Origin of the sequence: Amycolatopsis kentuckyensis, assembly GCF_002155975.1 — a bacterium.
GTDB lineage: Bacteria > Actinomycetota > Actinomycetes > Mycobacteriales > Pseudonocardiaceae > Amycolatopsis > Amycolatopsis kentuckyensis.
The window spans coordinates 1-13,502 of sequence record NZ_MUMI01000550.1 but is presented as its reverse complement, the minus strand read 5'-3'; the positions used below and the strand labels follow the sequence as shown (position 1 = coordinate 13,502).

At 70.0% G+C, this 13,502-nt stretch carries 8 protein-coding genes and 1 rRNA gene; 5 read left to right on the top strand and 4 right to left on the bottom strand.

The genetic code is table 11. The features are described from left to right. From CCN39_RS41410 to dnaE, 4 genes are all read right to left on the bottom strand, one after another. Positions 1–81 (bottom strand): 16S ribosomal RNA (locus CCN39_RS41410); the annotation flags it as partial. A 357-nt stretch (positions 82–438) separates the two neighbouring features. After that, on the bottom strand, positions 439–1,620 hold the full coding sequence (locus CCN39_RS41405; RefSeq protein ID WP_086851798.1) for a low temperature requirement protein A: 1,182 nt from the start codon (positions 1,618–1,620) through the stop codon (positions 439–441). Between the two features lie 427 nt (positions 1,621–2,047). Next, positions 2,048–3,517, bottom strand: coding sequence for an MFS transporter (locus CCN39_RS41400; RefSeq protein ID WP_086851800.1), 1,470 nt, complete (start codon positions 3,515–3,517; stop codon positions 2,048–2,050). A 60-nt stretch (positions 3,518–3,577) separates the two neighbouring features. After that, positions 3,578–7,165, bottom strand: a complete 3,588-nt coding sequence (dnaE, locus tag CCN39_RS41395; protein WP_086851796.1) for a DNA polymerase III subunit alpha — start codon at positions 7,163–7,165, stop codon at positions 3,578–3,580. A gap of 343 nt (positions 7,166–7,508) precedes the next feature. Between dnaE and CCN39_RS41390 the strand changes: the two genes are divergently transcribed. From CCN39_RS41390 to CCN39_RS41370, 5 genes are all read left to right on the top strand, one after another. After that, a complete protein-coding gene (locus CCN39_RS41390) occupies positions 7,509–8,156 on the top strand; it encodes a FadR/GntR family transcriptional regulator (protein ID WP_086851794.1) in 648 nt (215 codons plus the stop codon). Then, on the top strand, positions 8,153–9,574 hold the full coding sequence (locus CCN39_RS41385; RefSeq protein WP_086851792.1) for an amino acid permease: 1,422 nt from the start codon (positions 8,153–8,155) through the stop codon (positions 9,572–9,574). Before CCN39_RS41390 ends, CCN39_RS41385 begins: the two co-directional genes overlap by 4 nt. Then, positions 9,571–10,482: an asparaginase gene (locus CCN39_RS41380; protein WP_086851790.1), complete on the top strand. Its 912-nt coding sequence runs from the start codon at positions 9,571–9,573 to the stop codon at positions 10,480–10,482. The genes CCN39_RS41385 and CCN39_RS41380 overlap by 4 nt, the downstream gene beginning before the upstream one ends. After that, complete coding sequence (aspA, locus tag CCN39_RS41375) at positions 10,479–11,870, top strand: aspartate ammonia-lyase (protein WP_086851788.1); 1,392 nt, start codon at positions 10,479–10,481, stop codon at positions 11,868–11,870. The genes CCN39_RS41380 and aspA overlap by 4 nt, the downstream gene beginning before the upstream one ends. A 50-nt stretch (positions 11,871–11,920) precedes the next feature. Continuing rightward, positions 11,921–13,502 (top strand): CocE/NonD family hydrolase (locus CCN39_RS41370; RefSeq protein ID WP_086851787.1); only part of this gene is annotated, 1,582 nt, incomplete at its 3' end.

Below are 13,502 nucleotides of genomic sequence, written 5' to 3'. Positions count from 1 at the left end.
GAAAGTGGTTCAGCGTTCGACTTGCATGTGTTAAGCACGCCGCCAGCGTTCGTCCTGAGCCAGGATCAAACTCTCCAACAATGTCTTCGAATTCAATCGAGGCAATTTTCTTGCTCTCAAAGGAACCTCATACGAGGTTCAATACATAAGCTCTACTGGCTTAGTTCACTAGCACACTGTTGAGTTCTCAAGCAACACACTTCGGACCGCCGCGCCGCGAAGCGCCTTGGTCTTCGGCTTTTGTTTCAAGCTTTGTTCCAGGGATACCACCCTGGTTCGGGACCACCCACTCTACCACGATCGTGGGAGCTTGGTTCGTGTTCCCGGCGGCCGCTCGGTTTCCCTGGCGACTTGGAGAACTTTACATGCCCCCGAAACCCCCTTGCACAGGGGGGTACCTTTTTTCGCGCCAGGCCGCTGACCTGCACCGATAGGAGCTCAAGCCGGATGCGGCGACTCGTGGGTCGCGACGACCGTCAGCACGACCAGAGCGGCTGTGAGCCCGGCGGCCACGTGGATCGGCGCCGGCGTGACCGAAGCCGCCAGGACGAGCGCCGCCGTCACCGGGAACCCGATGGCGATCGGACGGCACTCGTTCGCCGGGCCGATGTGCAGCAGCCACACGCTCAGCAGGAACACCGCGACCGGGATCGTGGTCGGCAACGCCGCCGCCACCCCGCCGAGGTGCAGCGTCCCCGTGTCGTAGGCGACCGCCACCTCGAGGCCGGCCCCGACGGCCGCCGCGGAGGCGAAGATGAAGTAGTGGCCGTACCCCCAGCTCATCGACGTGAACATGGTCGGGCGGCGGACGAGCCGCGCGTGGCCCGGCCGGTCGAAGTACAGCCACCACATGGAGAACACCAGCACCAGGCCGGCCGCGGCCAGGGAGACCAGCGTGCCGGTGTGCCCCGGCTCGGCGGTGCCTTCCTTGACCGCGTTCGTCGCGCCGAGGATCACCTCGCCGAGCACGATCAGCGTGAACAGGCCGTACCGCTCGGCGATGTGGTGCGGGTGCCACGTCGTCCCCCCGCTGCTCTCGGCCCACACCGGTACGGCGAGCTCGGCCACCACCAGCACGACGAACGCGACGGCGCCCGCGGTCCCCGGCACCCACAGCCGCGCGATCCACAGCAGCTGGACCACCACGATCCCGGCGGCGTAGCGCAGCGCGGCCGGACGGCACGCCGGCTCCGACCGCGCCGCGCGCAGCCACTGGACCACCATCGCCAGCCGCATCAGGACGTACCCGGCGACGATCACGCGGAAGTCGCCCTCGAACGCGGTGGACACCCCGGCCGCGATGGTCAGCCCGCCGGCGATCTGCACGAGCGTGGCCAGCCGGTACGGGACGTCGTCGGTGTCGAACGCCGAGGCGAACCAGCTGAAGTTCAGCCAACCCCACCAGATCGCGAAGAACACCATCGCGAACGACGTCACGCCGTGCGCGGCGTGCCCCTCGGCGAGCGCGTGGTGCAGCGCGGCCGCGGCCTGGCCGACGGCGACCACGAAACACAGGTCGAAGAGCAGTTCCAGGGGTGTCGCGACGCGGTGGTGCTCGGCACGGTCGCGGGAGCGCATCGGCCGGTACCAGACCCGGATCCGCGACGGCTGCTCGGTCATCGGAACTCCCCGCGTCGGCCTCGGACGGACGCGATCATCCCAGCACGATCCGGGCGGGAGCGCCGAGCACGACACGGGTGAAGAAGACGGGCGGGCCCGGTTCCCCCTCACCCGGGCCCGCCCGCCACCGTCACGCGCCGGCGGGCACCGATGGGCAGCCCTTCCGCGAGTGCCGGACGGTCCCCCGCGGACGCCGACACCCACTGGACGGAAGGTGACCGAGTGTGTCCATTCCCTCGAACTCCGGACGCCTCGATCGCTCAAACCGGTCACCCCATCCCCGGGTGACCGACCGATTGCCACTGTCGGTAGCCGTAGCCGCGCAGTGAAGGCTCCATAAGATCTACCCGGTTGCTCTCCGTAGCACCAGTGTCTTTCCGCGCTCGTCACTCGGATGGAGCATCGCGAATCTGCGGAAAGTAGTGTCTCAGCCCCGGTGGACGTCCGCCGCGGACGTCTCGGCCCGGCGGTCTTCCCGCTCATCCTCGGACGCCCGGCGCCGCCGCGCCCGGAGCTCGGCGACCGCCAGAGCGAGCGCGCCACATGTCAGGAAGGCCGCGCAGCCGAGCGCGACGGTCAGCGCCACGGAATAGCCGCGGCCGAGGACCATGCCGAAGGCCGACGCGAGCACCGCGGTGCCGATCGCCGTGCCGATCCGCTGCCCGGTCTGCAGCGCGCCGCCGGCGACCCCGGCCATCCGGACCGGCACGCACTCCAGCGTCAGCGTCGTGTTCGGCGAGATCACCATCCCGCCGCCCACCCCCGCGAACAGCAGCGGGAGCGCGAACGCCCACCCGGACGCCGACGGCGGGACCAGCTCGGCGAGCAGCGCGACGGCCAGCATCCCGGCGGCGACCATGGCCAGCCCGGTCACGGTGAGCCGGCGGCCGAACCGGGGCACGAGCCGCCCGGCGACGGCGGCCGACACCGCCGAGCCGAGCGCGAACGGCGTCACCGACAGACCCGACTGCAGCGGCGAATAGCCGAGGCCCTGCTGGAAGTACACCGCGAAGACCAGCCAGATCCCGGCGAACCCGCAGAAGTAGAGCGCCCCGACCGCCGCGCCGGAGGCGTAGCCGGGAGTGCTGGTGAAGAGACGGGTGTCGAGCAGCGGCGATCGCCCGCGCCGGACCACCGAGTGCTCCCAGCGCACGAACGCGACCCCGAAGACGAGCGCGACCGGGAACAGCCACCACAGCCGGGCGAAGCCACCGCTGTCGGAGTCGATGACCGGCAGCAGCACGCTGAGGACGGCGACGGCGAGCAGCACGATGCCGACGAAGTCGATCTCCGAGCGGATCCTGAGCTGCTTCTTCTCGCTGCGCGGCAGCAGCCGCAGCGCGAGGACGAACGCGAGGACCCCGATCGGGACGTTGACGTAGAACACCCAGCGCCAGCCGTCCTGCGCCCCGAAGACGGCGATGATGAACCCGCCGAGGATCGGGCCGACCGCGGTCGAGATCCCGACGACCGCGCCGAACATCCCGAACGCGCGGCCGCGCTCGGCGCCGCGGAAGAGGTCCTGGATCAGGCCGGTGTTCTGCGGGGTGAGCATGCCCGCGGCCAGGCCCTGGGCCAGGCGGGCGAGCACGAGGGTCGTCTCGTTCGGGGCCGCGCCGGCCAGTGCGCTGGTGAGGACGAAGCCGGCGAGGGCGCCGAGGAACATGTTCCGGCGGCCGAACGCGTCCCCGAGCCGGCCACCGGTGACCAGGACCAGGCCGAACGCCAGCGCGTAGCCGGAGACGACCCAGCGGATCCCGCTGCTGCTCGCGTGCAGGCCCGACTGCATCGACGGGAGGGCGACGTTGACGATGCTGACGTCGAGCAGGCCCATGAACCCGGCCGTCAGCGAGACGGCAAGCGCTTTCCAGCGGCGGGGGTCCGGTTCGTACGTCATCGTGTCCAGCAAACACGAAGGGCGGGATCCGCGCGCGTTGTGCGCACGGATCCCGGAGCGTCACGTCGACGCGGTGATGCCCCGGATGCCCTTCAGCTCGCCGATCAGCATCGAGCTGACCTTGACCGGGTAGTCGTACAGCGCGAAGACCGTCTGGTTCTTGCCGACCAGCTTGAGGTGCACCGGGGTCTCCCCCTTGTGCGCCAGCAGCGTGGACCGCAGCTCGCTGACCACCGACTGGTCGATCTTCTCCGCCGCGGCCAGCAGGACCAGGGGCGGCTCGTCGTCGCCGTTGCCCGTGCCGACCTCGGACAGGTCCAGGGTCGCCAGGCCGCCGCCGAAGATCGACATCTTGTCTTCGCGCCAGTTCACCCGGCCCTTGACCAGGACCGCGTTGTCCTCGATCAGCTCACTCGCGAAGAGCGCGTACGACTTCGGGAAGAACAGCACCTCGAGGGAGGCGTCCATGTCCTCGACCGTGCAGATCGCCCAGGGCTCGCCCTTCTTGTTGACCCGCCGCTCGAGCGAGGTGATCAGCCCGGAGATGACCAGCTCGCCTTCCTTCGGCGGATCGTTGAGGATGCTCGCGATCGGCTTGGGGGCGTGCTTGCGCAGGATCCGCTCGGCGCCGTCCAGCGGGTGCGCCGAGACGTACAGGCCGAGCATCTCGCGCTCGTAGGCGAGCAGCTGCTTGCGCGGGTACTCCTCCTCGCCGAACTTCAGGTGCGCGAGCGGGGACGACGACGGCGCCGCCTCCCCCTCGTCGCCGCCGAAGCCGAACAGGTCGAACTGGCCCATCGCCTCCTGGCGCTTGAGCGGGACGACGGCTTCGACCGCGTCCTCGTGGACCTGGATCATCGACAGCCGCGTGTGGCCGAGCGAGTCGAACCCGCCCGCCTTGATCAGCGACTCGATCACCCGCTTGTTGCAGGCCACGAGCTCGGACTTGTCGAGGAAGTCGGTGAAGGACGCGTACTTGCCCTTCTCCTCGCGGGTCTTGATGATCGACTCGACGACGTTCGCGCCGACGTTGCGGACGGCACCCAGCCCGAAGCGGATGTCGTCCCCGACGGCCGCGAAGCGCAGGGCCGATTCGTTGACGTCCGGCGGCAGCACCTTGATGCCGAGCCGGCGGCACTCGGACAGGTAGACCGCCGACTTGTCCTTGTTGTCACCCACCGAGGTGAGCAGGGCGGCCATGTACTCCGGCGTGAAGTTCGCCTTGAGGTACGCGGTCCAGTAGGAGACCAGGCCGTACGCGGCCGCGTGGCTCTTGTTGAACGCGTAGCCGGCGAACGGGAGGATCGTGTCCCAGAGCGCCTTGACGGCTTCGGCGGAGAACCCGCCGGGGACCAGGTCGCTGGCCTTCATCCCGGCCTCGAAGCCCTCGTACTCGAGGTCGAGGACTTCCTTCTTCTTCTTGCCCATCGCGCGGCGGAGCACGTCCGCGCGGCCCATCGTGTAGCCGGCCACCTTCTGGCCGATGTGCATGATCTGCTCTTGGTACACGATCAGGCCGTAGGTGTCGGCCAGGATCTCCCGCAGCGGCTCGTCGAGCTCCGGGTGGATCGGCTTGACCTTCTGCCGGTTGTTCTTCCGGTCGGCGTAGTCGTTGTGCGCGTTCATGCCCATCGGGCCGGGGCGGTAGAGCGCGCCGACCGCGACGATGTCGTCGAACACCGTGGGCTCCATGCGGCGGAGCAGGTCGCGCATGGGCCCGCCGTCCAGCTGGAACACGCCGAGCGTGTCGCCGCGGGCGAGCAGCTTGTAGGTCTCCGGGTCCTCGACGCCCAGGGTGTCGAGGTCGATGTCGATCCCGCGGTTGGCCTTGATGTTGTCGATCGCGTCCCCGATGACCGTGAGGTTCCGCAGGCCGAGGAAGTCCATCTTCAGCAGGCCGATGGCCTCGCACGACGGGTAGTCCCAGCCGGTGATGATCGAGCCGTCGTCGCGCTGCCAGAGCGGGATCGCGTCGGTCAGCGGGTCGCACGACATGATGACCGCGCAGGCGTGCACGCCCGCGTTGCGGATCAGGCCCTCGAGGCCGCGGGCGGTCTCGAAGATCGTCTTGCACTCTTCGTCGGTCTCGACCAGCGCGCGGACCTCGGCGGCCTCGCCGTAGCGCTCGTGCTTGCTGTCGACGATGCCCGAGAGCGGGATGTCCTTCGCCATGATCGGCGGCGGCAGCGCCTTGGAGATCTTGTCGGCGATCGCGTACCCGGGCTGGCCGAAGTGGACGCGCGCGGAGTCCTTGATCGCCGCCTTCGTCTTGATCGTGCCGAAGGTGATGACCTGGGCGACCTTGTCCGAGCCGTACTTCTCGGTGGCGTACCGGATCATCTCGCCGCGCCGGCGGTCGTCGAAGTCGATGTCGATGTCGGGCATCGAGACGCGCTCGGGGTTGAGGAACCGCTCGAACAGCAGCTTCTGCGGGATCGGGTCCAGGTTGGTGATACCGAGGACGTACGCGACCAGCGAACCGGCGGCCGAACCACGGCCGGGGCCGACCCGGATGCCGACGCGGCGGGCGTAGCTGATGAGGTCGGCGACGATCAGGAAGTAGGCCGGGAAGCCCTTCCCGATGATGACGTCGAGCTCGATCTCGATCCGCTCGTTGTAGTACTCGTCCGGCACGCCGTCCGGGAAGCGCCACTTCAGGCCGCGCTGGACCTCTTCGCGCAGCCAGCTGCCCTGGTCGTAGCCCTCCGGGACCTCGAAGAACGGCAGCCGGTCCTTGTGCGCGTAGACGTCTTCGTAGGACTCGACGCGCTCGGCGATCATCAGGGTCGTGTCGGCCGCGCCCGGGACCTCCTTGTCCCAGTACTCGCGCATCTCCGCGGCGGACTTGAGGTAGTAGCCGTCCCCGTCGAACTTGAAGCGGGTCGGGTCGTTGAGGGTCTTGCCGGCCTGGACGCACAGCAGCGCCGAGTGCGTGTCCGCCTGGTCCTTGGTGACGTAGTGCGAGTCGTTGGTGGCGATCGGCTTGAGGTCGAGCAGCCGGCCGACCTCCAGCAGGCCCTCGCGGACCGACCGCTCGATCGGCAGGCCGTGGTCCATCAGCTCGAGGAAGAAGTTGTCCGCGCCGAAGATGTCCTTGTAGTCGGACGCGGCCTGGATCGCCGCTTCCTTCTGGCCCAGCCGCAGCCGGGTCTGCACCTCACCCGACGGGCAGCCGGTGGTCGCGATGATCCCCGAGTGGTTCTCGGCGATCAGCTCGCGGTCCATCCGGGGCTTGCGGTAGTAGCCCTGCATGCTGGCCAGCGAGGACAGCTTGAAGAGGTTCCGCAGGCCGGTGGCGTTCTGCGCGAGCATGGTCATGTGCGTGTACGCACCGCCACCGGAGACGTCGCCGCCCTCACCGAACTCGTCCGAGCCGCGCTGGTTGGCCTGGCCCCAGAAGACGGGCTTCTTGTGGAACCGGCTCTCCGGCGCGATGTAGGCCTCGATGCCGATGATCGGCTTGATGCCCGCCTTCTTGGACTGCTGGTAGAACTCGTCGCCGCCGTACATGTTGCCGTGGTCGGTCATGCCGACCGCGGGCATGCCGAGGCGCGCGGCCTCCGCGAAGAGGGGGGCGATCTTCGCCGCACCGTCGAGCATCGAGTACTCGGTGTGGACGTGCAGGTGGACGAAGGAATCGTTCGACACCAGCGAAAACCTCCCCTAGGTGGATCGGACCGGCGCGCCCGGGTCTCCCACCTTATCCCGCACTCGCCGGGCTCGATTGTGCGCCTCGGCGGGGCCGGAGGAGAGCACCGACGCGCGGCTCCTTCGGGCGGAAACGATCACGACACGCGCCGCTGCCGGGCGGTCACGCAAACGGCGAACGAGCCGTCCGCGACTCGCCCGGAACGCGCACCGGGCGTCGTGAGCTGGGCCACAGAGCGTGGCACTCGCGTTGACACCGGGAGCACCGGCACCGAGCATTCCCGCCATGAACCTGTCTGACAGCCAGACAGCCGGACAAGGTGGTCCTCGCCGGGTGAGCGCCATGGAAGCCGTGCTGGCGCACCTGCGCGCCGCGATCGAGCGCGGCGAGTACGCCGTCGGCGAGAAGCTCCCCTCCGAAGCGGCCCTGAGCAGGGAATTCGAGGTCAGCCGCTCGGTGCTCCGGGAGGCGCTGCGCGGTCTGCAGGCGCTCGGCATGACCGAGTCGAAGACCGGCAAGGGCACCTTCGTCACCGCGACCGGCCCGGCCGACAACCCCACCTTCGGGCCCTACTCGGCCCGCGACCTCATCGAAGTGCGCCGGCACGTCGAGATCCCGGTCGCCGGGTACGCGGCCGTGCGGCGCAGCCAGGACGACCTCGACCTGCTCGCTCACCTGCTCGACCGGATGGACGCCGAGACCGACAACACCGCCTGGGTCGCGCTCGACTCGCTCTTCCACATCACCATCGCCCAGGCCTCGGGCAACCCGGTGTTCGGGAAGGTGATCGAGGAGATCCGGGACGCGCTCGCCCGCCAGTCCGCCTTCCTCAACCAGCTCGGCGACCGCCGTCGCCAGTCGAACATCGAGCACCGGGAGATCGTCACGGCGATCGCCGACGGCTCGGAGACCGGTGCCGTCGAAGCCATGACGGCGCACCTGCAGCACGTCGAAGCCACTCTGACCAGCATCGTGAACGGGGACCAGTGACCGAACAGACCCTCACGGCCACGACCGCGGACGCGGGCGACGCCGGGTACAGCAAGGCCCTGAAGTCCCGCCACGTCAACATGATCGCCATCGGCGGGGCGATCGGCACCGGCCTGTTCCTCGGTGCGGGCGGGCGGCTCGCCCAGGCCGGCCCGGCGCTGGCGATCGTCTACGGCGTCTGCGGGCTCTTCGCCTTCTTCGTCGTCCGCGCGCTCGGCGAGCTGATCCTGTACCGGCCCTCCAGCGGCGCCTTCGTCTCCTACGCCCGCGAGTTCATGGGCGAGAAGGGCGCGTACGTCGCCGGCTGGATGCACTTCCTCAACTGGTCGACCACCGGCATCGCCGACATCACGGCGATCGCGCTGTACGCGCACTTCTGGTCGTTCTTCTCGCCGATCCCGCAGTGGGTGCTCGCGCTGATCGCGCTCGCCGTCGTCCTGACGCTGAACATGGTGTCGGTGAAGCTGTTCGGCGAGATGGAGTTCTGGTTCGCCATCGTCAAGGTCGCCGCGCTCGTGCTGTTCATGGTGATCGGCATCTTCCTGCTGGTCACGCAGACGCCGATCGACGGCGTCGCGGGCGGCCCGCAGCTGATCGCCGACCACGGCGGGATCTTCCCGTCCGGACTGCTGCCAATGGTGCTGATCGTGCAGGGCGTGGTGTTCGCCTACGCCTCGGTCGAGCTGGTCGGCGTCGCCGCGGGCGAGACGCAGAACCCGGAGAAGATCATGCCGAAGGCGATCAACTCCATCATGTGGCGCATCCTGGTCTTCTACGTCGGCTCGGTCGTGCTGCTGGCGATGCTGCTGCCGTGGAGCTCCTACACGAAGGACCAGAGCCCGTTCGTCACCGTGCTCTCGCACCTGGGCGTGCCCGCCGCGGACAGCGTGATGAACCTGGTGGTGCTCACCGCGGCGCTGTCCAGCCTGAACTCGGGCCTGTACTCGACCGGCCGGATCCTGCGGTCGATGGCGATGGCGGGCTCGGCGCCGAAGTTCACCGGCGTGATGAACCGCAACCACGTGCCCTACGGCGGGATCCTGCTCACCGCGGCCGTCTGCGTGCTCGGCGTCGGGCTCAACTACCTGGTGCCGAAGGAGGCCTTCGACATCGTGCTGAACTTCGCCGCGATCGGCATCCTCGCCACCTGGGCCATCATCGTGCTCTGCCACCTGCTGTTCGTGCGCAAGACGAAGCGCGAGGGCCTCGAGCGGCCGTCGTTCCGGCTGCCGTTCTCGCCGTACACCGAGATCGCGACGCTGGTGTTCCTCGCCGCCGTCGTGGTGCTGATGGGCTTCGACGAGACCGGCCGGATCACCCTGCTGGCGCTGCCCGCCATCGCCGTGGCCCTGGTCGTGGGCTGGTTCAGCGTCCGCAAGCGGATCGACATGCGCGCGTTCGACGAGGAGGGCCTGTGAGCCACGAGCCCCTCGTCGAGCTGATCCGCGACGGCCTGGTCGAGGGTGTCCACCACGGTTCGGCCGTGGTGCTCGCCCCGGACGGCTCGACGCGGTTCGCCGCCGGGGACGTCGACACCCCGATGTACCCGCGGTCGACGGCGAAGCCGCTGCAGGCCACCGCGATGGCGCGGCTCGGGCTGCGGCTGTCCCCCGCCGGGTTCGCGATCGCCGCGGCCAGCCACTCGGGCGAGGCGATGCACCTCGACGCCGCTCTCGAGGTGCTCGACGGCCGCTCCCCCGACCTGCTCGGCAACCCCGCGGACTTCCCGTTCGACCCGGTCGAGCGCGACCGCTGGGTCGCCGCCGGCCGGGCGCCGAGCCGGCTCGGGCACAACTGCTCCGGCAAGCACGCCGCCATGCTCGCGACCTGCGAGCTCAACGGCTGGCCCGCCGAGGGCTACCTCGACCCGGCCCACCCGCTGCAGCGCGCGATCGCCGCCACCGTCGAGGACCTGACCGGCCGGGACATCGCGCGGGTCGCGGTCGACGGCTGCGGCGCGCCGCTCTTCGCGACGACGCTGCGGGGGCTCGCGACGGCCGTGTCGAAGATCGCCACGGCCGCGCCGGGCACCCCGGAAGGCCTGGTCGCCGACGGCATCCGCCGGCACCCGGAGCTGGTCGGCGGCAGCCGCCGGGACGTCACCGCCGTCATGCGCGCGGTGCCCGGGCTGATCGCGAAGGACGGCTTCGAGGCCGTCCAGGTCGCCGCGCTGCCGGACGGCACGGCGATCGCGGTCAAGATCGCCGACGGCGGGGACCGGGCGCGGTACCCGGTGCTGGCCGCGCTGCTCGGGCTGTGCGGGGCCGACGTCCCGCCGGGCCCGGAAAACCTGCGTTTCATCCTTTCTGTGGGGAGCTCCGTATGACCACCCGCCGCGAACACGACCTGCTGGGCGACAAGGACGTCCCCGCCGACGCGTACTGGGGCGTGCACACCGCCCGCGCCCGCGAGAACTTCCCGATCACCGGCACGACGCTCGCCGCCTACCCGCACCTGGTCGAGGCGCTGGCCTCGGTGAAGGAAGCGGCCGCCCGCGCCAACGCCGAGCTGGGCCTGCTCTCCCCCGAAATCGCCGACGCGATCACCGCGGCCTGCCGGGAGATCCGCGAAGGCGCGCTGCACGGCGAGTTCGTCGTGGACGTCATCCAGGGCGGCGCCGGGACGTCGACCAACATGAACGCCAACGAGGTCATCGCGAACCGGGCCCTGGAACTGCTCAGGCACGCCAAGGGCGACTACCACGTCGTGCACCCCAACGAGCACGTCAACCTCTCGCAGTCGACGAACGACGCCTACCCGACCGCGGTCAACGTCGCGACGATCCTCGCCGTGCGCGAGCTGTCGGAGTCGATGGTCGTGCTGGAGAAGGCGTTCGCGGCCAAGGCCGTCGAGTTCCACGACGTGCTGAAGATGGGCCGCACGCAGCTGCAGGACGCCGTGCCGATGACGCTCGGCCAGGAGTTCGGCACGTACGCGGTGATGCTCGGCGAGGACCGGCAGCGGCTGAACGAAGCCGTCGCGCTGCTGCACGAGATCAACCTGGGCGCGACCGCGATCGGCACCGGCCTCAACGCCGCCCCGGGCTACGCCGAAGCCGCCTGCCGCCACCTGCGCGAGATCACCGGGCTGCCGGTCGTCACCGCGGCGGACCTGGTGGAGGCCACCCAGGACTGCGGCGCGTTCGTGCACCTTTCGGGCGTCCTCAAGCGGATCGCGGTCAAGCTCTCCAAGAGCTGCAACGACCTGCGGCTGCTGTCGTCGGGCCCGCGCGCCGGGCTGAACGAGATCAACCTGCCGCCGGTGCAGGCCGGATCGTCGATCATGCCCGGCAAGATCAACCCGGTGATCCCCGAGGTGGTCAACCAGGTCGCGTTCGAGGTGATCGGCAACGACGTCACCGTGACGATGGCCGCCGAGGCCGGCCAGCTGCAGCTCAACGCGTTCGAGCCGATCATCCTGCACTCGCTGTCGGAGAGCATCACGCACCTGGGCGCGGCCTGCCGGACGCTGGCCACGAAGTGCGTCTCCGGGATCACGGCGAACGTGGACGTCCTGCGCGCCTACGTCGAGAACTCGATCGGCCTGGTGACGGCGCTCAACCCGAGCATCGGCTACGCGGCCGCGACGGAGATCGCGAAGGAGGCCCTGGAAACCGGGCGCGGGGTCGCCGAGCTCGTCGTCGAGAAGGGCCTGATCCCGGCCGAGGAGCTGGCGAAGCTGCTGCGTCCGGAGACCCTCGCGCGCGCGAACTGAGGTACGGTCGGATCCGGAAGGATCTACTCCACTTCGGAAGGCGGGCGCCCGTGCTGGACCGACTTGTCGACAAGCTGCTCGGACTCCCCCGTGCCGAAGGACCGAAGCCGGTCGTCACGCGGGACCTCGCCGTGCCGATGCCCGACGGCGTCACGCTGCTCGCCGACCGGTACGCCCCGGCCGGGACGACGTCGGCGCCGGTGGTGCTGATCCGCACGCCCTACGGGCGCAAGGGCCTGGCCTCGAAGCTCTTCGGCGAAACCTTCGCCCGGCACGGGCTGCAGACGGTCGTCCAGAGCACCCGCGGCTCGTTCGGCTCCGGCGGCGAGTTCCGGCCGTTCCACCTCGAACGCGAGGACGGCGTCGCGACCGCCGAGTGGCTGCGCGCCCAGCCGTGGTGCGACGGCCGCATCGGCATGGCCGGCGCCAGCTACCTCGGGCACACGCAGTGGGCGGTCGGGCCGTACCTCGACCCGCCGCTGGCCGCGATGTGCCTCGGTGTGACGGCGTCGGAGTTCGTCTCGACGTTCTACCCCGGCGGCGTGCTCGCGGCGGACAACATGGTCTCGTGGTCGGCGCTGATCGGCCGCCAGGAGGAACGCTTCGCCGCACTGCCGAACCCGCTGCAGACGCGCAAGACCCGCCGGGCGATGGCGCACCTGCCGATCAGCGGCGCCGACGTCGCCGCGATCGGCAAGCCGGTGCGGTTCCTCCAGGACGTCACCGAGCACTTCGTCCCCGACGACGACTTCTGGGCCATGTCCGACCACAGCGCCGAAGTGGCGAAGCTCGACGTCCCGGTGTCGATGGTCACCGGCTGGTACGACCTGTTCGTCGGCTCGCAGCTGCGCGACTTCCGGAACCTCGCCGACGCGGGCAAGGCGCCGCGGATCACGATCGGGCCGTGGGCGCACGGCGAGCCGGCGAGCTTCGGCCCGATGATCCGCGACCAGCTCGGCTTCCTGCGCGCGCACCTGCTCGGCGACCGGACGTACCTGCAGCGCTCCCCGGTCCGGCTGTTCCTCCAGGGCGCCGGGACGTGGCTCGACTTCGAGTCGTGGCCGCCGCCGTCGAAGGCGACCGACGCGCACCTGCGGCCGATCGGCGGGCTCGGCGAAAGCTTCGGTGAACCGGCGTTGCCGACGACGTTCACCTACGACCCGGCCGACCCGACACCCGCGGTCGGCGGCCCGCTGCTGACGGGCGAGTGGAAGCAGCGCGACAACCAGGAAGTCGAAGCCCGGCCGGACGTGCTGGTGTTCACCGGCGAGCCGCTGCCGTCGGACCTCGACCTCATCGGCGAGGTGACGGCGACCGTGCACGTGCGCACCGAGCTCGGCCACGCCGACGTCTACGTCCGGCTCTGCGACGTCGACGCCGGCGGCGTCTCCCGCAACGTGACCGACGGGATCCTGCGCCTGCGCCCGGGTTTCCCGGCGGCGGACGCGGACGACGTGGTGACGGCGGAGGTCACGCTCGACCCGACGGCGTACCGCTTCCGCCGCGGCCACCGGCTGCGGGTCCAGGTCGCGGGCGGGGCGTTCCCGCGGTTCGCGCGCAACCACGGCACGGGCGAGCCGGTCACGTCGGCGGTGACCGGCAAGCCGAACCGCTTCGAGGTCTTCCACGACG

Bases quoted from the DNA above. Each gene is read 5' to 3' on its own strand.
- CCN39_RS41405 (WP_086851798.1), bottom strand. From the start codon at position 1,620: ATGACCGAGCAGCCGTCGCGGATCCGGGTCTGGTACCGGCCGATGCGC.
- CCN39_RS41400 (WP_086851800.1), bottom strand. From the start codon at position 3,517: ATGACGTACGAACCGGACCCCCGCCGCTGGAAAGCGCTTGCCGTCTCG.
- CCN39_RS41390 (WP_086851794.1), top strand. From the start codon at position 7,509: ATGGAAGCCGTGCTGGCGCACCTGCGCGCCGCGATCGAGCGCGGCGAG.
- aspA (WP_086851788.1), top strand. From the start codon at position 10,479: ATGACCACCCGCCGCGAACACGACCTGCTGGGCGACAAGGACGTCCCC.